The sequence below is a fragment of the Bradyrhizobium sp. YCK136 genome, assembly GCF_044570075.1.
Lineage (GTDB): Bacteria > Pseudomonadota > Alphaproteobacteria > Rhizobiales > Xanthobacteraceae > Bradyrhizobium > Bradyrhizobium diazoefficiens.
Genome location: NZ_CP172424.1, coordinates 1,304,317 through 1,327,807 on the forward strand (window position 1 = coordinate 1,304,317; position 23,491 = coordinate 1,327,807).

Sequence of the window (23,491 nt, forward strand, 5' to 3'; positions counted from 1 at the left end):
TTGAGCGAGAGTTCGCGCAAGAGCCGAAAGCTGAGGTGCCGCTCCCTTTGTTTTCTCGGCTGGAAGCGAACGCGGGCAGAAAGCGTCCCACGGCATGCGGTTGAGCCCACGTAAACCGATTTCGACGTGGAGGACAGCCGCTTAAACCCTTGCTGGTGGTGATGTAGTTCGACTGGATCGCGAAGTTCAATCTAGAAACAGTGTCGTTGTAATGTTGTAATCAGTGTTGTGGAGTCGTTAAACGCGACCGAAGATATTGACCTGAGGGACGAAGGATTTGGCCTCTTCGTGCACATCAGTGTCGTCGAGACGGTCGGCTAAACTGATTTCCCGGAAGGCATCCGGGTCAGATACGGGAACAGGGCCAGGAACCCATGTGTTGGTTGGCGAAGGTAGCCGACGAGGGTCTCTGCCCGTCTTTAAGCGTTCTACCGCCTGTGGTGTCCTGATCGGCGGTGGACGCCAGTCGTGCTGGATTTTCAGCAAATTTCTTATCCCGAAAAGTTGGCATGATGGTCTTGCACTGGAATTGAGGGCATCACTGGCAGTGGGCTGCACGCGGAGAACGAGCTCGACATATGAGCATTTTGGATGAGAGCTGGCCCCGCAAATTCGGACAGTAGCTTGAGTGGATTTTCTGCCTGACAGCGGCGAGGATTCTTGCTGCGAATCAGGAGCGAAGATGACGAAGAAGAGCCGCCGGACGCATTCTCCGGCATTCAAGGCGAAGGTTGCTTTGGCTGCGGTCAAAGGCGACAAGACACTGGCGGAGCTGGCGCAGCTGTTTGATGTTCATCCGAACCAGATCACGATCTGGAAAAACCAGCTCCTGGAAGGCGCCGCCGGCGTGTTTGGGCATGACAAGACATCGGCCGAGACGCCGGTCGATTTGAAGGCGTTACATGCCAAGATCGGCGAGCTGGCGTTGGAAAACGATTTTTTGTCCGGCGCGCTCACCAAGGCGGGCCTGCTGAGCGCAAAGCGATGATCGACCGCGATCATGATCTTTCTATCGTGCGCCAGGCGAAGGTCCTGAAGCTGGCTCGCAGCACGGTCTACTATGAACCTCGGCCAGTTTCGGCCGAGGACCTTGCCTTGATGCGTCGGCTCGATGAGCTGCATCTCGATTATCCCTTCGCGGGAGCGCGTATGCTGCGATCGTTGCTGCGGCGGGAGGGCGTATACGCCGGTCGCCGCCACATCGCGACGCTGATGAAGCGCATGCGGATCGAGGCGGTCTATCGTCGCCCGAACACGAGCAAGCCGGCTCCGGGTCACAAGATCTACCCGTACCTGTTGCGCGGATTGAAGATCGAGCGGCCCGACCATGCGTGGGCAATGGACATCACCTACATTCCGATGCGGCGTGGCTTCGTCTATCTCGCGGCGGTCGTCGATGTGTTCAGCCGACGGGTCCTGGCCCATCGCGTCTCGATCACAATGGAGGCGGCCTTCTGCGTCGAAGCGGTCCAGGAGGCGTTGGCGAAGCACGGCAGGCCCGAGATTTTCAACACGGATCAGGGCAGCCAGTTCACCAGCCTCGAGTTCACCGATGTGCTGCTGGACGCGAAGATCGCCATCAGCATGGACGGCAAGGGCGCCTGGCGCGACAACGTGTTTGTCGAGCGGCTCTGGCGCACGGTCAAATACGAAGAAGTTTATCTCCGCGCCTACGACAGCGTGTCCGAGGCGCGAGCGTCAATTGCCAAGTATCTGGCCTTCTACAATCAGGGACGCCCTCACTCGAGCCTTGACGGGCGCACGCCCGACGAGGCTTACTTCGGCACGCAAGCTATGGTGATGGCCGCATGACCGTCGCCGACGGTTTTGTCGTCGCTCTGGTCGGGCTACGCCCTCCCGACGCAACGACAAAACCGTAAAGCCCCGCGTTCAGCATAACCCGGCAGGAATCCACTTAAATCCAGCGGGGCGCTGTCCAAACAACCGGGGCCAGCTCTGATGTGAGGTCGGCGCGCGTGAACTTCACCAATAACCTACCACTTCAGTCGAGGCCATCAAGCGGCGGCGCTCTTTGCGCGAGTTGAATACGTCAAGAAGCGAACTTGACAAAGAGCGCGTGATCAAAGCTGAGCGGGCCTTGTGATCATTCTCGTCAGCCACCTCTCTCTAAGCAATATCGCGGAGGCTGAAACACAACATCTTTCCGTTCTCTGTCCGCTCCTCCTTAGTGGGATCCGTTAATCTCTATTGCGATTTGGCTCGCTTATTCGAGAGCGTATTGGTTGTTTAGCTCCGCATATAAAGGCGTCGATTGGAGCGCTATCAGAACGCGACGTGCGTATGAAGTTTACAATTGCGCAGCTTCAACAGTGCAGACACCTCGCTTCGGAAGACATGCCCAAGATTATACCTGGCGCGATTCCGTATAATATTTGTCTATTTTTTTACGGTCGTCGCGCTGAAAAAACTATGTTACAAGCCGCTCCTCTAAGAAGGAGCATTCATCGTGAAGAAAGCAACCAAGAAACGCGTTAAGCGGCGAATGGACGAAGGCAGATATCAAGGAGCTCAAAGTCCACTCGAAGGCCAGGACCCCCGTGATAAAAATAGCAAAGATGACCAAACGCAGTGTCGGTGCGCTTCGCCAGAAGGCCTTGAATCTTGGAATCGGACTCGGACATCAGCGATAGCTTGGGCCGCGCTGGTACTTGCACGGTAGGGCGGCTCGCAGGCCGCCCTCAGTGCCATAGAAGGTTCTGTAGCAAATTGGCTTTGCCGATCCGCGCTGAGGGGGTTTTTTGGATGGCGTTTCAATGTGGCGGTGGGCCTCCAGCATCCTCATTGATGGGCTTTGTTAGAAAGTGTTGGTCTCAAAGGTTATGTCCGGTCGTGATTCATAATCGGCATTGAACACATTGTTTTGCTCGTAGCCCTACCAAGGATCTTCCACATGAACGGCGGAACAATCTCATCTTCGTGAGTAGGGACGCGGCCAAGCGCGCTTGCTGATCGGGTAATCCCGTGGCATCTTGGATAGAGCTATGCGGGATTTTGGGTGACGAGGCGATCAGGCGGCGTGGTTTTCCGGCACTTGGATGACCTCGATGCCGTTTTCGAATCTGACACCTGCGCTGACCTTCGTCAACTGATTTGTGCCTTTCAGCCGCCGCCAGGTCTTTGATGCGGCGCAGAGCAGCTTGAACACCATCAACTTGGCAGTCGTTGACGATAACGAACCTTTCGTGCGCACCGTTCTGTGCCGGACCGTCGCGAACACGCTTTCGATGGGATTCGTCGTCCGCAAGTGGTCCCAATGCTCGGCGGGGAATTCGTAGAACGCAAGCATTGCGTCGCGATCTTTCGTCAGGCACTCGACCGTCGTACTTCGCTCCGTATTTCTCGGCAAAGACATCGATCGCCACTTCGGCCGAAGCTCGGTTGGACGCCAAATAGACCTCGCGCAGATCCTTCTTCATGCTGGCCTGTACCGACACTGCGACTTTGTTCAAGATATTCGCGGTTTTGTGACCCAGCACCGCTGATGTCGCGTGGCGGGAAAGACCTCGTCGAGCGCCTTCCAGAAGCCGAGCGCGCCGTCACCGACGGCGATTTCCGGGGCGATCTTCAGCCCACGGGTTTTCGCCTCGACGAGCAGTTCGTGCCAGCTCTGCGTGCTCTCGCGCACGCCGACCTGGAAGCCGATGGGTTCCTTCTTGCCTTCCGGCGTCGCGCCGATCAGCACCAGCATGCATTCGCTGTGGTCTTCCATGCGAGCCTGCAGGAAGACGCCGTCCGCCCACACGTATACGTACCGGCGCGCCGACAGATCGCGCTTCTGCCAACGCTCGTACTCGAGCTGCCACTCCGTCGTCAGTCTGGAAACCACCGCCGGAGAAAGATTCGGCGCATCCTTGCCCAAGAGCGCCGCCAGCGCCTCCTGGAAGTCGCCCGTCGAGATGCCTCGCAGGTACAGAACCGGCAAAAGTGCATCCAAGCTCTTCGTGCGCCGTGCCCACAACGGCAGGATCGCCGAGGTGAAGCGGATCCGCTCGCCATCGCTGGTCACCGCGCGATCGCGAATCTTTACCCGGGCGACTTCGACGGCGCCGATCCCCGTCTGGATCGTCCGCACTGGACCATGGCCGTGCCGCACGAGGCGGTCGCGGCCATCGGGAAGCTTCAAGCCCTTCATCGCGGCGAGAAACGCCTCGGCTTCCATCTCGACAGCCTGCGCAAGCAGCTGCCGAGCACCAGATCGCAAAATATTCGTCAGTGGATCGTCGATCTCATCGGGCTGACGCAGTGGGACAATGTTGCTATGCTCGTTCATGGCGTATCGCTCTCCTTGAGGTTCTGGCAGGCTCGACACCCGCCTCGATACGCCGCCTATCTCATTCCGTCATCACCCAGTTTTCCGCATAGCTCTCTAACCCGATCTATTCACGAGAGCACGGTCGTTCTTGACGTCTGACGGGGGCTGGCGGCTGGCGTGGGTGACCGTCCGGCCTTTTCTCACCGGGTTCTACATCAAGCTGTTTTGTAGGCGATGGAGGAGTGGGGCGGGTGAGCGGGCGCAGGCCCGGTCGGTTACGGACCGAGCGGGAGCAGCGCGCCGGGCAAGCAGCGGATCAGGTCGGCTTCGGGACATGCCGCGGCAAACGCAAGGCGAATGCGGCTCGAGGTCTCGACCACACGGGCGGCGAGCTTCAAGAGCCGAAGACGCAGCGTCGCGAACTCGGCAGCGGCCAATTCCCGGACTTTGGGAATGGCGTCGCGCACGGTCAGCATCAGCCAATAAGCGGCCGTATGGAGCAGGAGACGGACCTGGTTGGCGAGCGCCGAACGGCAGCTGGTGCGGTCGGAGGCGAGCTGCGTCTTATGCAGCTTGATCAGATTCTCGGCTTGGCCGCGCGCGCAATACAGGCTGTCGTAGATCCACTCGGCCGAGCCGACATCGAGGCTGGTGACGACGAAACGGATGTCGAGGCCGAGCATCGTCGCCTCAATACGGGCGACGGTGCGCCGTTCGCGATCCCAGGACTTTGCCTTGTGGCGGGTCTCGGTATAGCCACGCAGAACCGGCAGGTTCTCGATGGCGCGTCGGGTGCGGATGTCGTCGGCGACCTCGTCGACTTTTCTGGCGAGAGGCTTGGTGCCGGACAGACCCAAGATGTAGTCGATGCCGTTGGTCTCGCACCACGCCATGGCCTCCGGCCGGGCATAGTGCCCGTCGCCACGGAACGTAATTTGCGTGTTGTGCCACCGCGTCCGGATATGCCGTACCAGGCGGCGCAGAAGGGCACGCACCTCGACGCCGCCCGGCGTCTTGCCGGGCCTCAGCACGACCGCCACGGGACGGCTCTTCTCCGTGTCGTAGACGTGGATCGGCAGGAAGCAGCGTTCGTCATAATGAGCGTTGAACAGCGAGAGCTGCTGATGGCCGTGGACGACATCGCAGGTATCATCGATGTCGAGCGTGACGGATGCCGGCTCGCGCGGGTAGCTATCCATCCATGCGTCGACCAAAATGTAGGTCAGTCGGATCACGTCGCGCAGGCGCGGAGCAACTCCAGCCGCGACAGCGTCGGTTGGGAACACAGATCGCGGCCCGTGTCCGGCAGCCGTCCGCAGGCCAGCTTGAATGCGGGATCGGACCGCAGATGATCGAGGTCGTCGGCGTCCTCGTAGCCGCAGCAGATCGCGAACATGCGCGCGCGGAACATATCGACAAGGCTGTGCACGACCCGCGTCGGATCGCGCCGATCCGGGAACACCCGGGCCAGATTGTCGGCCAAGCCGAGACGCCGCTCGGCCATCGCCAGAAGCATCACGCCCCCGTTCGAGGTTAGGCGCCCACCATCGAAGGCAGCTGTGACTTTCTTGGCGTGAATGGCTGGAAACGAGAAGGGCGGAATCGTATCGTCGGTCATGGCGGGCGTGGCGTTCGCGGTTGGAGGTGATGGGGTTGGCTTCACAACCGAATCCTACGCCGTATCAGCGCTTTACACCACGCTCGCCAGCCTCTCGGGCGCCTCTTACGAATAAGACAGGCTAATTCAACGATCTTGAAATCGTTCGGGCTGAAGTACGAGGCGAATTCTCTAATGTTCGCTGTTTCCAGCCCGGGGGCGTCCGCAGCGAGCGCGAGCCGCGTCGAACAGAGTACGATTGTAGCTCCAAGAAGGTGCGTAAGCCTCTTCCGCTTAAGAAAGGTTCGCCCCCGCGCCTTCGGAGTCGGCCTGGCGCGCTACATCGCCGAATGCCCCAAAGACGGCCCGGCCTTCATCGCAACCATGTACGGCCGCGCTCGCAGCGAGAAAGCGTTCTCCACGTGGATTAGCGAAGCGGCGTGCGACGCTGGCCTTCCTCCGAAGTCTTCGCCACATGGAGTTCGCAAGGCCGCGTGTCGTCGTCTTGCTGAGGCCGGCTGCAGCGCCCGCGAAATCATGAGCATCACTGGCCACACCGATATCCGCGAAATCGAGCGCTATTGTCGCGAAGCCGCGCGCAAGAAAATCATTGAAATCATTGACGACAAAAGCCAAATGGCGATCCCAGCAGGACTGATTGAATTCAATTGTCTCAACGGCTTACCGCCAGCCTTTCTTTTGTCGAAAGTCAGGAATAGCTTTGGTTTTTAAAAATGGAGAAGTCAAGTGGCAATGGGGACGGTGAAGTGGTTCAACCCGACGAAGGGGTACGGGTTTATTCAACCGGATTCTGGTGGGAAGGACGTCTTTGTTCACATCTCGGCGGTTGAGAAGGCTGGTTTCACCTCACTCGCAGAGGGAGCTAAGGTTAGCTTCGACGTCGTGAACAATCGCGGAAAAGACTCAGCGGAAAATCTACGAATCGGGTGAAGGACCGCAACGTGCGGTTCAACGAAAAAAGGCCGCAGTGGTACGCCGCTGCGGGCGGCCGAGGAGATCGATCGGAATCGGCCGATGGATAAGGCGCTATTGTTCGCGTGGGCGTTCGGGCTTGCAGCCTTGGTACTGTTAGTCGCGCTGTACCTGCCTTGGTAGTGAGTTGCCGATTGCGACTCGCACCAACGCCGCCTGCAATCCGAGACTGATTGCCAAGACAGGTGAACGACCGGTTCTGGTAGTTGCGCTGTGGCGTTGGCTGAAAGATACACACCCATCGGCTTCTTGCTGCCCGCTTGAAGCTGACCAGCGCGAAGTTAGCGGCACGTGATAGGGACAGCGCCTCCTCGGTTCACGTCAAGGCGCCGAGTCACGTTGCCGCTAACTTCACCGGCGGCGCGGGTGTGGCAGGGACAGCGGCGGTTACGCATTCCGACGCCGAGGCGCGCCCGCGCTGCTTCCATCGCGGGCTAAGCCCCCGTTATTGTAGTTATGCTCGTTCTGCGAGCGATAAGATCCAGGTCAGCTTCTTTCCTGCCTGAGGCTGGCTGGCCCCAGTTAGCGGTGCGTGGCAGGGACAGCGCTCCCTCAGGGTAAACGCGAGGAACTTTTCAAGCGCCGAGTCATGTTGCCGCTAACTTCAAAGGGTAGTGCGGGCGTGGCGGGGACAGCGCCTGGCGCCGCGCAGCCGAACGGCGCCGAGTTGCGCCCGCACCACCGGCGATCTGGGATCGACAAGCATCACGGACACTCAGCGAGTGAAAGAAGATTGTCTGGCTGAATGCCGTCTGCCGTCGTCTTGATGTACTTGTGCCCTTCGTGTTTGGCCACGATCAAACCAGCAGTGAGCCCGCCTTCCTGGACATAGAATTCCCACGCGCCGCTTTCGATGTCTCTGATCGTCTGAACGACAGATTGCTTCCAGTGACTTCCGTTCGAATATACCCCGCCGATGCTGCTAATTCTCTCGTGTGGATTCGTCCTGTCGGTCTTCCTGATGCAACGAACGCGTGCGAGTCTGGCCACGGGAGTCTCTTCTTTCGGATGCAAAAGGAGCAACAAGGTTAGCGTTCAGTGGCGGACCATGCCGCCGACCAATTCAGGTAGGTGCCTTGCGGGAGCTCCCAGCGATACAATTTGCGCTCGCGCGGCCTCCGCTTTTGATCGCAATCAATTCATCGGACGCGACAGGGATAGCCTGTAGTATGCTCACCGCTCAACAAATCTCAGAGGCCAAAAAACGCGTCCGATATCAACAACCGAATAATGTGCACGAACATGACGACTGTATCAGGATCGCGTTTGAGTGGTTTGATGCGCAAAGTACGACAAAGAGACTCGCAAAGCCAACCTACCCCTTAAAGAACATCATCGAGATGTGGGGTGGCAGATACATTGCGACGTCAGACGTGGAAGTTGCGGCTGAACTACATCCCCGGATCAAGGGCAAGTATCCTCACTTCAACATCAGTTCTCGACTCACACTACCCTCTGATCGTCGGTTGGCGGATATTCCGGAGGCGAGGACGCAGGGCTACCAGCTTACGGTGGCGCACGTCACGGAAACCTATTCCCGAATCGAGGAATGACCGCGCATAAGACACACCGACTTGCCGTCGGCAGTCGCTTCAAGATGAGCCGACTTGGGAATGTCCGGTGCTCGGACTTGCTGCACAAAACCGGGACGGTAGTCGAAATCAGCCCGCGAACTACCGGCATCACTGTGCTCTTTGACGGTGCTGCAAGGCCAACCGTCCTTCACCGGGACTACATACCGCAGTCGGAGAAATAGAATTCGCGACGCGGGCAGCTTCGACATCGGCCTTGCCCCCAGGCAGCCCAACCAATCCAGGTAGGTGCCCCACGAGCGATCTTGGCGCTACAACTTGGCGCCCGTGGAGCTTGACGACCCTCCCGGGAAAGCGAGGGTTGGCGTTGTCCTGGCAAGGCTGGCCACCGAAGTTAGCGTGATAGGGACGGCGCTCCATCGCGAAGCGCCGAGTCATGTCGCCCTAACACTGGGGCAGCGCGGGCGTGGTAGGGACAGCGTCGTTTCGCATTCCCGACGCCGAGTCGCGCTCGCGCTGCTTCTTCTCTTGAGGCTCAGAAAAGCGATGACGGAGCAGCAACGCGTGGCATTCGGCGGCGTTAATGCTTCGGTTGCGACGCCGGATGTATTTCAATTCTCTCGGCCGTCATAACGACGCGCTTCGCAGCGTAGTTGGGGAGGGAGCTTTCGGTCAAGCCAGCTGGGATAATTCGAACATCCTTTCGGCAAGCGGGCAGGTGAGCCATCGCCTGGATCTCCGCGCAGTCGTTCTTCAAGGCTTCCCGTTCTGCCGCAGGTGCGACAGACTTTGCAGAAACAATCGTAACCATTCCGGGCTGAGGTGCAATGCAGTGGTAGCCGTCCATGGCGTAGAGGCACCTCACGTTTCGAAGCTCGATAGGCTGCCCGATGAACTTTGCAGGGGCAGCATAAAGGTCATCTAAATCAACGATCTTGAAGTCGTTCGGGCTGAAGTACGAGGCGAATTCTCTAATGTTCGCTGTTTCCAGCCCGGGGGCGTCCGCAGCGAGCGCGAGCCGCGTCGAACAGAGTACGATTGTAGCTCCAAGAAGGTGCGTAAGCCTCTTCCGCTTAAGAAAGGTTCGCCCCCGCGCCTTCGGAGTCGGCCTTCCTTTTTGAATGATGAAACGGCGCAATTTGCTGCAACCCCTCAGCCGTGATGTCCTATGGCGTACAGAACGTGTTCAGTTAAGGGCTTTCCGAGTGAATGATGCGGGCCCACCAATTCGTAGGTGCCGAGCGCCCCCTTTCGCGGCGACATCGCTTGGCGGCCGTGAATCAATCAGAGCAACGCGCGACACCGGGTCAACAGGTGGGCAACCTGTAATGCGAGCGTCGCGCGTTGCAATTCAGAAAGGGGCTCGCCTCAAATTAGCTCGCATTCCTACTAACGAGATATCGCTGCCAGCTTCTGATATTTGAAGTATGACCGAGCGGGCTGACGAGAAGCTGTCGAGACAATCCCGAAGAGATAATGATGCGGGCTCATGGCGTTCCGCAGAGGGGGGCGGGCGATGGCGCGGGTGCACAGCGATCCCTGTCAATTTAGACAGGTGCACCCCGGCCTGATGTTGGCGCATGACCACACTGACGGAGGGCCAAAGCTATGCAACGCTTCTACTTCCCGATCTTTCACAACGGCGAGACACAGGCGGACGAGGTTGGGGAGCTATTTGGCTCCGCTGAACTGGCGGTCCAATACGGCGCCCATGTCGCTCAGGATATCGCCAGCGATCCCGACTATGACCCTGGTGCGGGCACGGTTGTGATTGTGCTCGACGACTCGGGTGCAGAGATCGAGCGGCGGGAGGTGAGGGGCCGGTGGAAGTGGAGGAGGTGAGGGGATTGGTTTTTGAGACATGCGTCCGAAACGGACCTATTTATCACTCTGGCCCCCGTTGGAATCAACCCGGATTTCGGGATAGAAACCCCTAGTTGTGTCTCGCTGACGCGGGGTGCTGGGGGAATGATTACAATTGATTTGAATGCGCGCGTTCTTGGTGAAGAACACAACGTCTACGTCGCCAGGCCGGGAAAAGGCTACCGTTTATATCGTGACTTCAGGGAGAACAGCAGCTTAATCCTCGAGCTTCCTGGCCTCAAATTGGAGCCGGATCTCCCGCTTGATGACCAGCAATTGCGTCAACGCGTCAATCGATCGCGAGCGTTTCGGGCATGGTATAAGCGGGGCCAACCGTCAGATGATCGCCCCTCTCGGGACCTGAGCACCTATTCACCGGAAGGTGAAGGTAACAGTGCGGCGCAGCTCGAAGGCCTGGTCCGCACCTACTATGAAAAAATTCACCGTGGCGACCTCGTCATAGTGCCTCCAAAGTCGTATATGGAGGAGGCCTTGATCGGGGAGGTGCGGCATGTCGGCACCCGGTATGATACCGAAAAGCAGCTTGAACACCATCAACTTGGCAGTCGTTGACGATAACGAACCTTTCGTGCGCACCGTTCTGTGCCGGACCGTCGCGAACACGCTTTCGATGGGATTCGTCGTCCGCAAGTGGTCCCAATGCTCGGCGGGGAATTCGTAGAACGCAAGCATTGCGTCGCGATCTTTCGTCAGGCACTCGACCGCCTTGTCGTACTTCGCTCCGTATTTCTCGGCAAAGACATCGATCGCCACTTCGGCCGAAGCTCGGTTGGACGCCAAATAGACCTCGCGCAGATCCTTCTTCATGCTGGCCTGTACCGACACTGCGACTTTGTTCAAGATATTCGGGTTTTGTGCACCCCCCCGTGGGTCGGTCAAAATCCCCCGGGTATGGTCACTTGAAACTCCCCCACCTGATGATCGCCGTCAGCGCCGCTGAACAGCAGTAGCCGGTCAGGCAGGACGTTTATGTTCGACCCCTTTAGCCAGCAAGGGGCCGGGGAGTTGAACGTCTTGAAGCGACATCTGCAAAGCACCGTACTTACATTACTTGATCGCAACACCAGCCAGCGCGAGATTCACCGGCTGACGGGTGTCGATCGCAAGACGATCCGGCGTTATCAGGCGCTGCGGGCCGGTGCGGAGGCAAATTCCCCCGGGGAAGTGACCACCGGCTCGGTGAGCGCGGACGGCCAAATTCCTCCACCCCGACCACCGGCTTTTGGGACATCGGAAGCGACGGTCACCAGCAGCCTGGCCCGTTCGGCTTGCGAAGCGCATCGGACGTGGATCGAAGAACAGGTCCGGCTGAAGCGGAACGCGCAGGCGATTTACCAGGACCTGGTTGATCAATTTGGCTTTCCGTCCAGCTACCAGAGTGTCAAGCGGTTTGTGCGCCGGTTGCGGCACGCTGATCCTGAGCAGTTTGATCGTCTTGAGTTCCTCCCCGGCGAGGAAGCTCAGGTCGACTATGGCGAGGGCGCGCCGACGGTTGATCCGAAGAGCGGGCGGTACCGTCGTCCCCGCCTGTTCGTGATGACGCTACGCTACTCGCGGCGCAGCTTCCGGCGGGTAGTCTGGAAGTCCAGCCAACAAGTCTGGGCGCAGCTCCACGAAGAGGCGTTCCGGTATTTTGGCGGGGTCCCCAGCTATGTCGTGCTCGACAACCTGAAGGAAGGCGTCCTCAAGCCGGATTTGTACGAGCCCCAGCTCAACCCGATTTACAGCGCGATGCTGGCTCATTACGCCGTGGTCGCCGATCCCGCGCGCGTGGCCGATCCAAATCGGAAAGGATGCGTCGAGAATGCGATTCAACATACCCAGGGCACTGCGCTGGCCGGACGGCGCTTCGAGACGCTGGAGGCGCAAAACGAGTTCTTGAGGCACTGGGAGGAGAACTGGGCTTCCAAACGCATCCACGGCAGCACGCGCCGTCAGGTCGAGGCGATGTTCCAGGAAGAGAAGCCGCACCTGCGGCCGCTGCCTGTCGCTCCCTTCCGCATCTTCACCGAAGTCGTCCGGACTGTCTGCGACGACACCACCGTACGCGTCGACAACAGCTATTACGCCGCGCGGCCCGCGCCGATCGGCAGCCAGGTCGTCGTGCGCATCTACACCACCACGATCGAGATCCGTGATCGCCACACCCGTGCGCTGCTGCGTGTTCATTCCCGGATGGCGCACCCCGGTTCTGTCGTCCTGCCGACCAGCGAACGGCCGTTCAACCCGTCGCGGCAAACCGCCGTGCTGCTGGCGAGCGCCGAGCGCATCGGACCGCAGACCAGGGCCTTGTGCCAGCAGGTGTTCGACACCGAAGGGCGCCCCGGACAGCGCGCGATGTGGGGCATTGTCGGGCTGGGCCGGAAGTATCCGGCGCGGCTGGTCGAGCAGGCCTGCGCGCACGCCATCGACAACCGCATCTACCGCTACAAGCACGTGCGTGCGACCGTCGAGCGGTTGTTCGAACAGGCGATCGAGCAGGTTGGAGTGACGCCACAGCCGGCATCGCCGCTCACCCAGGATCATCCGCTGATCCGTACCCCCGCGGAATACGGCGACCTCTTCAGCCGCGCTGTGCGGCGCGACGCCGACGACAATGGTCGGCAGGCCGAGGCTCACGACGATCACGCCACGGCAATCCGCGCTCGTGTCGCCTGCGCAACCCCGGCCAACTCCGGCGCCACGAGCGCTCCCGCTGCACCTTCTCACCTTAAACTGGAGACCTAGCCACATGATGACCATGCCGGAAATTGAGCGTTGCCTACGACAGCTGCGCCTGTCGGGTGTCCGCGACACGCTGCAGACGCGCGTGCTCCAGGCGCAGGGCGCCAACCAGCCCTTCCTCGAGACCTTCTCCCTTATCCTGCAGGATGAACTGGACCGTCGTCAGTCCCGTCTTATCGAGCGGCGATACCAGCAATCCGGGCTCGACGAAAAGCTGACGCTCGCCGAGTTCGACTGGTCCTTCAATCCCAAACTGCCACGTCAGACCTGCTTCCAGCTCCACACCCTGGCGTTCATTGCCGCTGGCGAGAACGCTCTGCTTGTTGGCAAACCTGGCACCGGGAAGTCGCACATCGCCAAGGCGATTGCCTATCAGGCGATCCTGCAAAGCCACAAGGTCCAGTATCTTGAGACCGACGACTTCTTTCACCACTACGCCCTGAACTCTCCGGCACAACGCGAGGTCCGGCTGCGAACCATCATCGACTGCGATCTCCTCGTGCTGGACGATCTATTCCTCGCACGCGCCATCCCCGACGACGCCGGCACTTTGCTGCAGACCCTGATCCATCAGCGTTACAAACTGCGCCGCAGCGTCATCGTCACCTCCAATCGCGTCGTGCAGGATTGGGGGGCATACCTTGGGGACAACACTATGAGCACGACGATCCTCGATCGCCTTATGCATCATTGCCATCTGCTTGAGTTCGACGGACGCAGCTATCGGCTCAAAGAAGCCGCTGAAGCTCTTGCCCGGGAAACAAACTCAAACTAACAGTCCCTTGTCCTGCCTCGCGGGTGGAGGAATTTGACTGACCACACCCGGAGGAATTTGAAGTGACCCGCGGGGGTGCACCCAGCACCGCTGATGTCGCGTGGCGGGAAAGACCTCGTCGAGCGCCTTCCAGAAGCCGAGCGCGCCGTCACCGACGGCGATTTCCGGGGCGATCTTCAGCCCACGGGTTTTCGCCTCGACGAGCAGTTCGTGCCAGCTCTGCGTGCTCTCGCGCACGCCGACCTGGAAGCCGATGGGTTCCTTCTTGCCTTCCGGCGTCGCGCCGATCAGCACCAGCATGCATTCGCTGTGGTCTTCCATGCGAGCCTGCAGGAAGACGCCGTCCGCCCACACGTATACGTACCGGCGCGCCGACAGATCGCGCTTCTGCCAACGCTCGTACTCGAGCTGCCACTCCGTCGTCAGTCTGGAAACCACCGCCGGAGAAAGATTCGGCGCATCCTTGCCCAAGAGCGCCGCCAGCGCCTCCTGGAAGTCGCCCGTCGAGATGCCTCGCAGGTACAGAACCGGCAAAAGTGCATCCAAGCTCTTCGTGCGCCGTGCCCACAACGGCAGGATCGCCGAGGTGAAGCGGATCCGCTCGCCATCGCTGGTCACCGCGCGATCGCGAATCTTTACCCGGGCGACTTCGACGGCGCCGATCCCCGTCTGGATCGTCCGCACTGGACCATGGCCGTGCCGCACGAGGCGGTCGCGGCCATCGGGAAGCTTCAAGCCCTTCATCGCGGCGAGAAACGCCTCGGCTTCCATCTCGACAGCCTGCGCAAGCAGCTGCCGAGCACCAGATCGCAAAATATTCGTCAGTGGATCGTCGATCTCATCGGGCTGACGCAGTGGGACAATGTTGCTATGCTCGTTCATGGCGTATCGCTCTCCTTGAGGTTCTGGCAGGCTCGACACCCGCCTCGATACGCCGCCTATCTCATTTCCGTCATCACCCAGTTTCCCGCATAGCTCTTCATCGCTCGCGAGGCAGGCATAAACGCTGCGACGCTCGGCGACTGGGCGGCGGCGAAGCAGTGGTTCGAACGTGCTCAGGTCGAGGCGGCAAAGCTTGACAGGTTACCATCGGCGCGAGCCATGGCGATCGGGTTGCTCGCCGATACCGCGCATGCCGCCTATTGCGCAAGGCCGGCCCGACATCTCAATCGTCAAGATGCGCGACGCCCTCTCCGCCTTGATAGGCGTCGAAGCGGAGGGAACGCCGGCGGAAGCTTATTGCCGCCGTGTCGTGCCCCATGGCTTGCTTTGGCTCTATCGAGAAATCGCTGGGACCGAAGCGCGGGCCAGGAAGAAGTAGTCTATCCGCCAGGCTGCGGCAGCAACAACCGCTCGAGGCAATCCGCGAGCATCCTGTCATTGCTCTGGATCTCGGGTTCGTGGGCGCTCGATGCCGCGCGAGCATCGCAGCGATAGCCTGTCGGCGGCGTTCCGGAATCTGAGGATCTGACACAGCACTACGCCGAGGCGTATCCGACGTTGTCAGAAGTCCGACAAAGGAACGCTTTCTTAGCTGGACAACAGCTGTCCGTCAGCTCGCCATCAGCTTGTCCGGGTATCCTCGCCGCAGGGCCTAAGCAGCCCGAATTGATGCGAAGAGACTAGGGTAGCACAGAGAGGTGAATCGTCATGTATGATCGAATCGGTGGCTCATCTACACGCACTAGCCAAACTGACGAACCGAGCCAGTCGGTGGATAGCGGCAGCTTTACAGAAACACTTGCAGATCTCGCGCCCCAGTGGAGCTCACGATGGGGGGAGTTGCCTGACAAGATGGGGGCCTGCTGCAGCAAGCCACATACCTTGGATGCAAACGTTCAAACCTCTAGCGCCTCCGAACCCAGTACATCCTCTCCAGAGAGTCCGGCCACCTCCTTGTTCGAATACAGAACGGCCGACCTGCGTGATGCGAATGTGGATGGCATCTGCGTCGGGCTGACTGCGGAGTGGTTCCGCAATCTTAGCAACAGCCCATCAACCCGAATGAGTGCGCTTACACCCGGATCGCAAACGCACGCCTCAGCGGCTGAACGGCAGCAGCAATATCAAGGTCTTAAGGATCAGTTACGAAGCAGGGGAGCAGGATCTTCTCAGGCCGACCTTCAGGCACAAAATACCATTTTGGAGGAAGCAGGCTTGGAACCGGCTGGAGAAGAGAAGAGATTCGCATTCGGCAAGTCTTCGAACGTCAAGTCCATGGTGAACGAAATCAACGAAGACGGATCGAACCATTTACTCAGCTTGTATTTCGCTGAAGGCGGCGCCCACACAGTGGCGACGTCGGCCTCGAATGGAACGACCACGCTTTTCGACCCTAACTATGGAGAATTTACTGTTCGATCAGATCCTGACCAGATGGCTTCATTGTTACAAAGCCTCGCCAATCGTTACAGGAATCCCAACGGGCAGCATTTGTCGACAATCACGACGCAAAGGATGCAGTGAGTTGGGCCTTCAGGCCGCGGTGATTGACGCCTTCTGTGAAGGCGCGGATGCGTCGGCCGGCGCTTGCGTTCGGTCGCGGCGGGGGGCAAATCTGCAGCGGATAGGCGGCTGCGTGCCGGCTTGCGATTGTGCCGGCATCGAAAGCGGGGGGGCGGCACCCCGCTATCCATGACGGTCGCCACAAATTGTAATTCTGTTTCGCAATGGCCGCCTGCGGTTTGCTCAACTGACGTCGCCAAGAAACAATTGCTGCGGCGACAATCCATGCCGTCCGCTATCGAACCACGCGCTTGATCCAGACCGACTGTGCGCAGAATATGACTTTCCACGACATCAACTTTCGTTTGAAGCACGCAAAGCCGGCGCATCGATATTGGTCCAGCTGTGACTCTTACAAGCAGCTTCATCCTGAAAAGCCAAAGTCTTGATTGACAAGGCACCTTATCTTCGAACGGTGAAAGCGTCGGAGTTTTCCACATTGCCAGGGTGCTCCCTGCAGGACCTGAGGGGCGCGACTCCAGCGATTGCGCCGCTGCGGGCGGCGCCGCAGAATGCACCCCGGCGCTGGTCGCTAATCCAATGCGCCCTACGCTAACCCGTCTTATTCGTAAGAGTGCGCCTGAGGGCTGGCGAGCGTGGTGTAAAGCGCTGATGCGGCGTAGGATTCGGTTGCGAAGCCACCCCATCACCTTAAACCACGCCCGCCATGACCGATGATACGATTCTGCCATCCTCGTTTCCAGCCGTTCACGCCAAGAAAGTCACAGCTGCCTTCGATGGCGGTCGATCCACGTCTACGACACGGATAAGAGCCGGCCCGTGGCGGTCGTGCTGCGGCCCGGCAAGACGCCGGGCGGCGTCGAGGTGCGTGCCCTTCTGCGCCGCCTGGTACGGCAATCCGTACGCGGTGGCACAACACGCGAATTACGTTCCGTGGCGACGGGCACTATGCCCGGCCGGAGGCAATGGCGTGGTGCGAGACCAACGGCATCGACTACATCTTCGGTCTGTCCGCCACCAAGCCGCGCGCCAGACCGCATCAAGAAGACGGATATACGTCAGCAGTTGTGGCCGTCGATCCTGATCAAGCCGGTCGTTGCAATCGGGCGGGGTCCATATACGTCCACACATGGGGCCGGCCCACTGCGGACCTTACAGTCCGTGCCGAGCACTTCCGCTTACCGGGCTGAACCGGAATATGCAATGACGGCGACCGGATCGGTCTCTTTCGATGCGGTGATCTGCGCGAGTATTCGCGCATGGAAACTCGCATCGTCGATAACATCTCCGAGTGGCGCTATCAGGCGGAAGTCATCTCTCGCCTTCACGCGCTCGAAGACGCCGGGCTTCCGATCACCTGTGCCGGTGATATGAACCGAGCCAAGCGTTCGCGACGCGAGCGCATGGAAGCAAAGGTCACGGGCCTCACGGCGGGCGAGCCCGACGTTCGTGTTTATATCACCGGCGGGTCTCTGCTCAGCATCGAACTGAAGACGCCCAAGGGGTCGCGCTCGAAGGCGCAGAAGGAGCGGCACCCCAAGCTTCAGGCTCTCGGCTTCACCGTGATCACGGCGAAGGCTCCCACCCCCGAAGAGCTCGCCGATGAAGTCGAGCGGATCGTGCGGAGCTATCTGTAGTGCAGATCACGCTCAAGCTCACGAAGGGAATGCTCGACCGGCTCGATCAGCTTCGTGATCGCAGCATCAACACCGCGACGGCCAAGGCGCTGACCTTCACCGCGCAAGATGCGCAGCAAGCGTTGCGTGTCCAAATCCCAGGCATCTCTGTGCTGCGTCGGCCGTGGGTCGTTAGCGGCATCCGCATCCGCCCGGCGAACGGCGGAAATCTCAAGTCCGTGGTCGGCTCCATCGACAAGTACATGGAGCGCCATGTCATCGGTGCGGGCAAAGAGAAGCAGCCCGACAACGCGCTCTCGATCCACTCGAAGCGCAACAGCAGCGGCCGTCTCGCAACCGGCGGCATCCTGATCAAACCCTACGGATCGATTGGCAGCGCGCAGGTCCATACCGTGGTGCGTCGCCAGTTGAAGCGCGTGGACGGGCAGAAGCGCAAGACGTTCCAGATCGTGAGCAACGGCAAGGTGCTGATTGTGCGTCGTCGCACGAAGAAGCGTCTCCCGCTGCAAACGCTCGCCGTGTTGCAAGGGAGCGCAACGATCAATGAGCATTGGGACTTCCTGGGCACCGTGTCCGGCGTCGTCCAGGCGCGCTTCCCGCATCACTTCTACAGGGCTGTCGTCAATGCAGCGACGCGATAGAGGGTCCATGAGCGAATCGACTCCCACCACCTTCCTCGGGGAAGGTTCATGAGCGAAATGACTCCCACCCCCCTTGCACGTAGGCGACGCACGGTTCTGCTCGCGCTCGCGATCTCCGCGATCTTAAGCCCATCCCTTACTCGATCCATCGACGACGATCAGCACAGCGACCGGCAGAGCGACGCGGACTTCCTTGCAGAAAATGCAAATAACCCTGACTACGGCGAACCCGACGATGTCAGCCCCTTCATCGAGTACCCCCGGCTTGCTTCGGATCAGTGCGCCTCATTTCTGCGCTGGCGCGGAAGTCGTGCATGGGATCGTCGATGGCAATGTCGCGCCGATCATTCGCTACATGCGTGGATGGCACATCGAGCCCGTTGGCTCGTATTGTCGTCAGAAGCGATGGGAGCTATTGGAGTGTGGCGTGGACCTCGCGGACCACCACTAAAAATTCGCGGGGGAAAAAAATTTTTAGGCTACAATTTTTCCTTACACCGAGCCGAGCCCTCGACCTTGTGTCAGCTTTCGGCGGCAGGTCGTCACCGACAACAAAATTTCGGCCGATCTGATGGGGAATATTCTTTTTGCAACTAAACAGACGTGTCGCGGTTGGTCCTGAAAATGGCAACGAATCTGGGCCGACAGGGTTCTGCACTCCTTGTCGATACACGATCGAAACATTTTCGATCTTCTGCGGTAAGGAAGCTTTGTGACGTTTGGTTTGGTCGTCGGAGCTGCACGCTTTGTAAAGACAACGATCTCAGAGGCGGCCTCGTTGAAGCCTACGCTCAAAATCTGCTTTGTTCGAAGCACCTGCTTGCCGAGATCCGTAACGGGCGAAATGAGTGCCTTCTCGGCGTTGGTTATTTGGACGGAGGTGACCGGTCCTTCGGGCAACATTCCCTCGATTGACGCCCAATCATGAAATATCCGCGCTGCTTCCTGTGCTTGCATTGCTTTTGCCCCTCCCGTTTTTATACATACAACAGTCGGGGCGCGAGGGAATAGTGATTTAGTCTCAACTGGGCGGAATGGTAAATCGTCTGGCCCCTCACCTCCACGGCTTTCGCCCGCCCCTCAACTCCCGCCGCGCGATCTCTGCACCGGCGCCATCAGCCACAATCACAACCGTGCCCGCACCAGGGTCATAGTCGGGATCGCTGGCGATATCCTGAGCGACACGGGCGCCGTATTGGACCGCCAGTTCAGGAGCGCCAAATAGCTCTCCAACCTGGTCCGCCTGCGTCTCGCCGTACGTCCGGGCCGGGGCAGCAATCCCTCTCTGCCATAAGTTTTTCATTTTCGCGGAATCAAATTGCACTTTCATCGTTTGAGGATTCGCGATTATGCCAAAGGGAAATTGCCTGATCGTCCATGCAGCCGGAAGGCAGCTCGATCTACTGCGCGGAGAAGCTTCCCGCATTGCGAAGGGCAATAACGTCGACTGGTGGATCGATCGTACTGACGTCGGCACGCGCTTTTGCTTTGAAGATGCGAAAGCAAAAGAGGCCTTCGCGAGCACCTGCGATAACTTCGGCGTTCGATGCCGAGACGGCTAGCCAAAAACCCCGGCGCCCGCACGCCGTAAGCAGGGCGGGCGCGCCGCGCTGGCGAAAGTCTCACAGGCATCCCACCCGAACCGGTTGGCACTCACACGTCCCACTCTAGTACCCACTTTTCTTGGAACGTGAGTCGTGATTCAAGGTCGGGATGATACCCGAAGCAAGAGAAGTCCACCTTTCGAGGAAAGATCGCAAGGTGCTTGAGGCGTGCTGTCGCTCACCGGTGACGTTGCAGCGCGATTTGAAGCGGGCGCGGATAGTTCTGTTGGCGGCGGATGGGCGCAGCACCCGGTCGATCGCCAAGGAAGTTGGGGTCCAGCCGCGGATTGTCAGCCTTTGGCGGCATCGCTATGCCGACCATGGCCTTGAAGGGCTGCAAGACAAGCCGCGGCCTGGCAAGCAGCCGATCTATACGAAGACGACCGACAAGCGGATTCTGAAGCTGCTGGATAAGCCGCCACCGCAAGGGTTTGCGCGCTGGACCGGCCCCCTGCTGGCCGAGGCGCTGGGCGATGTCGATGTCCAATATGTCTGGCGGTTCCTGCGCAGCCACAAGATTGACCTGGTGGCTCGCAAGTCCTGGTGCGAGAGCAACGACCCGAACTTTACGGCCAAAGCCGCCGATGTTGTCGGCCTCTATGTCGCGCCGCCGGCGAAGGCCATTGTGCTGTGCGTGGACGAGAAGCCCTCGATCCAGGCTTTGGAGCGAGCGCAGGGTTATCTGAAGTTGCCCAATGGCCGCGCCTTGACCGGCCAAAGCCACGATTACAAGCGGCATGGCACCACAACATTGTTTGCGGCGCTCGAAGTCGCCACCGGAAAGATCATCGCGACCCATTCAAAACGCCGGCGCCGCGTCGAGTTTCTCGATTTCATGAACAGCGTCACCGCGGCTTTTCCGAACCGCAAGCTTCACGTCATCCTCGACAACCTCAACACCCATAAAAAGAACGAGGACTGGCTCAAGGCCCACCCCAACGTGCAATTTCATTTCACGCCGACAAGTGCGTCATGGCTCAATCAGGTCGAAGTATGGTTTTCCATCTTGCAGGGGCAGTCGCTCAGCGGCACCTCCTTCACGAGCCTCAAGCAGCTTCAGGAACACATCGATGCCTACGTCAACGCATACAACGACAGAGCCGAGCCCTTCGTCTGGACCAAGAAAAAGGTCCGTCAACGCCGTTTCAAAGGCCGCCGTATCACTCAGCTCTGATTCCGGGTACTAGAAGCGTTCGTATGCGCGCAGTGATCTTCCGTGCCTCTTCCGGCCCGAGGTTGGGTTTCAATCTGTCGAGTATGCCTAGCACTGCCTGAGCCTCCTCGGCACTAAACGTCGCGACTTGGCGATCTGCTTGGCTCAAAGACTGATCGGCCGCGCGGGCCTGATTGGCTGCAAGCACCGCAAGCGCTTGCGACCGCAGTGAGGTGATGTCCCGCTCGAATATGTGCATCTGGTGGCCCGCGCGGTTTAACCTGGTGGGTACGGGTCGCACCCATACACCCACTCGCTTCTGAATCTATTGTCGTGGCCTTGGACCAGAACCTGCGCGTCGTTTCCTGCCTGCCCCTGCTCGTGGGCGCTTTCCACTGCGACACCGATGGCCTCTTGCTCAGTGGCATGGGGGCCTGAGTACGCATCCTTGAGTGAAACCGCCCATTGGCCCTTGTAGCGCGTGACAAAGTATTGAACGCCAGCCATAAAGCCTCTCTCCGGCATCGCCTCTATGATCGATGGTCCGGATGATCTTTGCAAACCTGACGCGGTCGTCTCAACTACCGGAGTTGGTGGCCGCCTCGCAGCGTCGCTAACGCGCGGGATGGACGACATTCAAGTCGACAATCTCGTTGCCTGGGTGTCTCACCGGTCCGCACGTCTGGAAGCCCGCCAGTCTGCCAGTGCTGCATCCGGATCGCTCGATGCGCTCGCCCCGGTAGGCAGACCAGAAGCCCGGTCAAGATACCAGTCGATTGCCTTGCGGTCCCACCGCTGAGTGCCGGGGATAGCCTCCGGCACCAAGCCCTTCTTAACCCACGTGTTGAACGCGTCCTTCGAGCAGCCACAATAGGCGGCTGCGTTGGCCTTAGTGAGGCCCCGAGGGGCGATCTGGTCGGCGCGTAGTATCCGCTCCGAACGTCTCAGCTCTGCGGGCGAAGGTTTGTCACGCTGATGATCACCGTCCATTTGGACCCCACGGTTGAAGTTAGCGGCCACGTGGCTCGGCGCCCAGTTCGGAGGCCGAGCGCTGTCCCTACCACGCGTCGCTAACTTCGCCCGGTCAGCCTCAAGGGAGGGAGAAGCTGACCGGGCCACGTATCCTCCGGACGAATGCCCTAGAGCAACTACCAGGATAGGGCGGTGACTTGGCAATCAGTCTCGGATCGCAGGCAGCGCCGTCGCGAGTCGCCATCGGCAACTTACTACCAAGGAAGGTCATCGCGTCGGGGCGCGGAGTCGTTATCACCGGAACAGAAACGGCCTAATCGTCTGGAGTGTGACTCCTAAGCGAGGGGTTACCGCCAGCCTTTCTTTTGTCGGAATTCGCGCACTAGTTTTCGTTTTTGAAAAATGGAGAAGTTAAATGGCAATGGGGACAGTGAAGTGGTTCAACCCGACGAAGGGGTACGGTTTCATTCAACCTGACAACGGCGACAAAGACGTCTTTGTGCACATCTCGGCAGTTGAGAAGGCTGGTTTTACCTCGCTCGCAGAGGGGGCTAAGGTTAGCTTCGACGTCGTTTCAAATCGCGGCAAAGAGTCGGGGAAAAATCTACGAGTCGGGTGAAGCATCACCCATTGTGTTGCTCAACGAAAAGGCCGCAGTGGTGCGCCGCTGCGGGCGGCCGAGGAGATCGATCGGAATTGGCCGATGGATAAGGCGCTATTGTTCGCGTGGGCGTGCGCTCTAATCCTCTTGGTACTGTTCGGCATGTCGAAGGCTCCAAGTTGATGACCAAAAGGTCTAAGTCGAAGCCTGACAGCTCCTATGATGGTGCACCTTCGTGGCTTCGAACCACGGACCTCACGCTTATCAAGCGCGCGCTCTACCCCTGAGCTAAAGTGCATTTGTAGCGATCGGGCAACGCGATTACGACAAACTTGCCTCTCCAAGTACGCCCGCTCCTGCGAACTAAGCACCAACGGCGCGATCGGCCGGCCTCGCTCACCTGCATTAGCCACGAGCTCTCTCCCCTGTAGAGATTCGAGCTATCAACTAATGTGACGAACTTGCGTTCCAGATGACTAGCACTACTTTGGGTGCGCCGGGAGACCGGCAAGGAATAGATGGTGGAAGTCCATTGCGATGAAGGTGTAGCGAACCACATCGGCCCCGAGCCGTGCGCAGGCGTCCGCGAGGGTGTCGGCGAAGCGTCGGTAGGGGAGCATGCAGGCCAGCCATTGAGCC

Annotated in this window: 18 protein-coding genes, 1 tRNA gene and 6 pseudogenes; 14 read left to right on the forward strand and 11 right to left on the reverse strand. The window is 59.4% G+C overall.

All coding sequences use genetic code 11. The features are described from left to right. Positions 1 to 682: 682 nt before the first annotated feature. A protein-coding gene (locus tag ACFLEY_RS06135) for an IS3-like element ISRj2 family transposase (protein WP_085967151.1) occupies positions 683 to 1,812 on the forward strand; the annotation gives its coding sequence in 2 pieces (ribosomal slippage) (positions 683 to 935 and positions 935 to 1,812; 1,131 coding nt in all). 1,216 nt (positions 1,813 to 3,028) lie between these two features. Here ACFLEY_RS06135 and ACFLEY_RS06140 read toward each other — a convergent pair. Both ACFLEY_RS06140 and ACFLEY_RS06145 read right to left on the reverse strand, forming a co-directional pair. After that, positions 3,029 to 4,340, reverse strand: a pseudogene (locus ACFLEY_RS06140) (IS256 family transposase). Between the two features lie 208 nt (positions 4,341 to 4,548). Continuing rightward, a pseudogene (locus ACFLEY_RS06145) lies at positions 4,549 to 5,891 on the reverse strand (IS1380 family transposase). A gap of 135 nt (positions 5,892 to 6,026) precedes the next feature. Between ACFLEY_RS06145 and ACFLEY_RS06150 the strand changes: the two are divergent. Beyond that, positions 6,027 to 6,602, forward strand: coding sequence for a tyrosine-type recombinase/integrase (locus tag ACFLEY_RS06150; protein ID WP_060910398.1), 576 nt, complete (start codon positions 6,027 to 6,029; stop codon positions 6,600 to 6,602). Positions 6,603 to 6,617: 15 nt separating this feature from the next. After that, complete coding sequence (locus ACFLEY_RS06155) at positions 6,618 to 6,821, forward strand: cold-shock protein (protein ID WP_028182460.1); 204 nt, start codon at positions 6,618 to 6,620, stop codon at positions 6,819 to 6,821. 747 nt (positions 6,822 to 7,568) lie between these two features. Here the strand turns inward: ACFLEY_RS06155 and ACFLEY_RS06160 are convergent. After that, positions 7,569 to 7,853, reverse strand: coding sequence for a DUF3892 domain-containing protein (locus ACFLEY_RS06160; RefSeq protein ID WP_060912893.1), 285 nt, complete (start codon positions 7,851 to 7,853; stop codon positions 7,569 to 7,571). 179 nt (positions 7,854 to 8,032) lie between these two features. Between ACFLEY_RS06160 and ACFLEY_RS06165 the strand changes: the two genes are divergently transcribed. Together ACFLEY_RS06165 and ACFLEY_RS06170 are read left to right on the forward strand one after the other, a co-directional pair. Next, positions 8,033 to 8,416: a hypothetical protein gene (locus ACFLEY_RS06165; RefSeq protein WP_050995255.1), complete on the forward strand. Its 384-nt coding sequence runs from the start codon at positions 8,033 to 8,035 to the stop codon at positions 8,414 to 8,416. Positions 8,417 to 10,003: 1,587 nt separating this feature from the next. Continuing rightward, positions 10,004 to 10,237, forward strand: coding sequence for a DUF6894 family protein (locus ACFLEY_RS06170; protein ID WP_060910399.1), 234 nt, complete (start codon positions 10,004 to 10,006; stop codon positions 10,235 to 10,237). A gap of 558 nt (positions 10,238 to 10,795) precedes the next feature. Here the strand turns inward: ACFLEY_RS06170 and ACFLEY_RS06175 are convergent. Next, positions 10,796 to 11,125 (reverse strand): annotated as a pseudogene (locus ACFLEY_RS06175) (transposase); the annotation flags it as partial. Between the two features lie 123 nt (positions 11,126 to 11,248). Between ACFLEY_RS06175 and istA the strand changes: the two are divergent. Then, complete coding sequence (istA, locus tag ACFLEY_RS06180) at positions 11,249 to 13,006, forward strand: IS21-like element IS1631 family transposase (RefSeq protein WP_100214066.1); 1,758 nt, start codon at positions 11,249 to 11,251, stop codon at positions 13,004 to 13,006. A gap of 4 nt (positions 13,007 to 13,010) precedes the next feature. Continuing rightward, positions 13,011 to 13,778, forward strand: coding sequence for an IS21-like element IS1631 family helper ATPase IstB (gene istB, locus ACFLEY_RS06185; RefSeq protein ID WP_060912419.1), 768 nt, complete (start codon positions 13,011 to 13,013; stop codon positions 13,776 to 13,778). A 71-nt stretch (positions 13,779 to 13,849) separates the two neighbouring features. Here the strand turns inward: istB and ACFLEY_RS06190 are convergent. Then, a pseudogene (locus ACFLEY_RS06190) lies at positions 13,850 to 14,709 on the reverse strand (IS256 family transposase); the annotation flags it as partial. 965 nt (positions 14,710 to 15,674) lie between these two features. Between ACFLEY_RS06190 and ACFLEY_RS06195 the strand changes: the two are divergent. The 4 genes and pseudogenes from ACFLEY_RS06195 to ACFLEY_RS06210 all read left to right on the forward strand — a co-directional run bounded on the left by ACFLEY_RS06195 (position 15,675) and on the right by ACFLEY_RS06210 (position 18,522). After that, complete coding sequence (locus ACFLEY_RS06195) at positions 15,675 to 16,244, forward strand: YopT-type cysteine protease domain-containing protein (protein WP_304567195.1); 570 nt, start codon at positions 15,675 to 15,677, stop codon at positions 16,242 to 16,244. A gap of 786 nt (positions 16,245 to 17,030) precedes the next feature. Next, positions 17,031 to 17,290 (forward strand): annotated as a pseudogene (locus tag ACFLEY_RS06200) (transposase); the annotation flags it as partial. Between the two features lie 213 nt (positions 17,291 to 17,503). Further along, positions 17,504 to 17,881, forward strand: a complete 378-nt coding sequence (locus ACFLEY_RS06205; protein ID WP_060910400.1) for a hypothetical protein — start codon at positions 17,504 to 17,506, stop codon at positions 17,879 to 17,881. Continuing rightward, on the forward strand, positions 17,881 to 18,522 hold the full coding sequence (locus ACFLEY_RS06210) for a hypothetical protein (RefSeq protein WP_060910401.1): 642 nt from the start codon (positions 17,881 to 17,883) through the stop codon (positions 18,520 to 18,522). Before ACFLEY_RS06205 ends, ACFLEY_RS06210 begins: the two co-directional genes overlap by 1 nt. 492 nt (positions 18,523 to 19,014) lie before the next feature. Here ACFLEY_RS06210 and ACFLEY_RS06215 read toward each other — a convergent pair whose 3' ends face one another. Both ACFLEY_RS06215 and ACFLEY_RS06220 read right to left on the reverse strand, forming a co-directional pair. After that, on the reverse strand, positions 19,015 to 19,479 hold the full coding sequence (locus ACFLEY_RS06215; protein ID WP_129557494.1) for a hypothetical protein: 465 nt from the start codon (positions 19,477 to 19,479) through the stop codon (positions 19,015 to 19,017). 97 nt (positions 19,480 to 19,576) lie between these two features. Next, the gene (locus ACFLEY_RS06220) at positions 19,577 to 19,852 is read right to left on the reverse strand and encodes a hypothetical protein (RefSeq protein WP_249166237.1); all 276 of its coding nucleotides are present in this window, start codon (positions 19,850 to 19,852) and stop codon (positions 19,577 to 19,579) included. 19 nt (positions 19,853 to 19,871) lie between these two features. Here ACFLEY_RS06220 and ACFLEY_RS06225 point away from each other — a divergent pair, with 19 nt between their 5' ends. Together ACFLEY_RS06225 and ACFLEY_RS06230 are read left to right on the forward strand one after the other, a co-directional pair. Further along, the gene (locus tag ACFLEY_RS06225) at positions 19,872 to 20,084 is read left to right on the forward strand and encodes a hypothetical protein (RefSeq protein ID WP_060910402.1); all 213 of its coding nucleotides are present in this window, start codon (positions 19,872 to 19,874) and stop codon (positions 20,082 to 20,084) included. 151 nt (positions 20,085 to 20,235) lie between these two features. Continuing rightward, positions 20,236 to 21,300, forward strand: coding sequence for an IS630-like element ISRj1 family transposase (locus tag ACFLEY_RS06230; protein WP_026192128.1), 1,065 nt, complete (start codon positions 20,236 to 20,238; stop codon positions 21,298 to 21,300). 255 nt (positions 21,301 to 21,555) lie between these two features. On the opposite strand, the gene ACFLEY_RS06235 is transcribed toward ACFLEY_RS06230, so the two are convergent. Then, positions 21,556 to 21,915, reverse strand: a complete 360-nt coding sequence (locus ACFLEY_RS06235; RefSeq protein WP_396604559.1) for a DUF2188 domain-containing protein — start codon at positions 21,913 to 21,915, stop codon at positions 21,556 to 21,558. Positions 21,916 to 22,666: 751 nt separating this feature from the next. Between ACFLEY_RS06235 and ACFLEY_RS06240 the strand changes: the two genes are divergently transcribed. Further along, complete coding sequence (locus tag ACFLEY_RS06240) at positions 22,667 to 22,870, forward strand: cold-shock protein (protein WP_060910403.1); 204 nt, start codon at positions 22,667 to 22,669, stop codon at positions 22,868 to 22,870. A gap of 205 nt (positions 22,871 to 23,075) precedes the next feature. Here the strand turns inward: ACFLEY_RS06240 and ACFLEY_RS06245 are convergent. The 3 genes and pseudogenes from ACFLEY_RS06245 to ACFLEY_RS06255 form a co-directional block, all read right to left on the reverse strand. Beyond that, a tRNA-Ile gene (locus ACFLEY_RS06245) sits at positions 23,076 to 23,149 on the reverse strand. Between the two features lie 5 nt (positions 23,150 to 23,154). Continuing rightward, positions 23,155 to 23,265: pseudogene (locus ACFLEY_RS06250) on the reverse strand (IS630 family transposase); the annotation flags it as partial. Positions 23,266 to 23,334: 69 nt separating this feature from the next. Then, a complete protein-coding gene (locus tag ACFLEY_RS06255; RefSeq protein WP_171901125.1) occupies positions 23,335 to 23,472 on the reverse strand; it encodes a hypothetical protein in 138 nt (45 codons plus the stop codon). Positions 23,473 to 23,491: the final 19 nt, after the last annotated feature.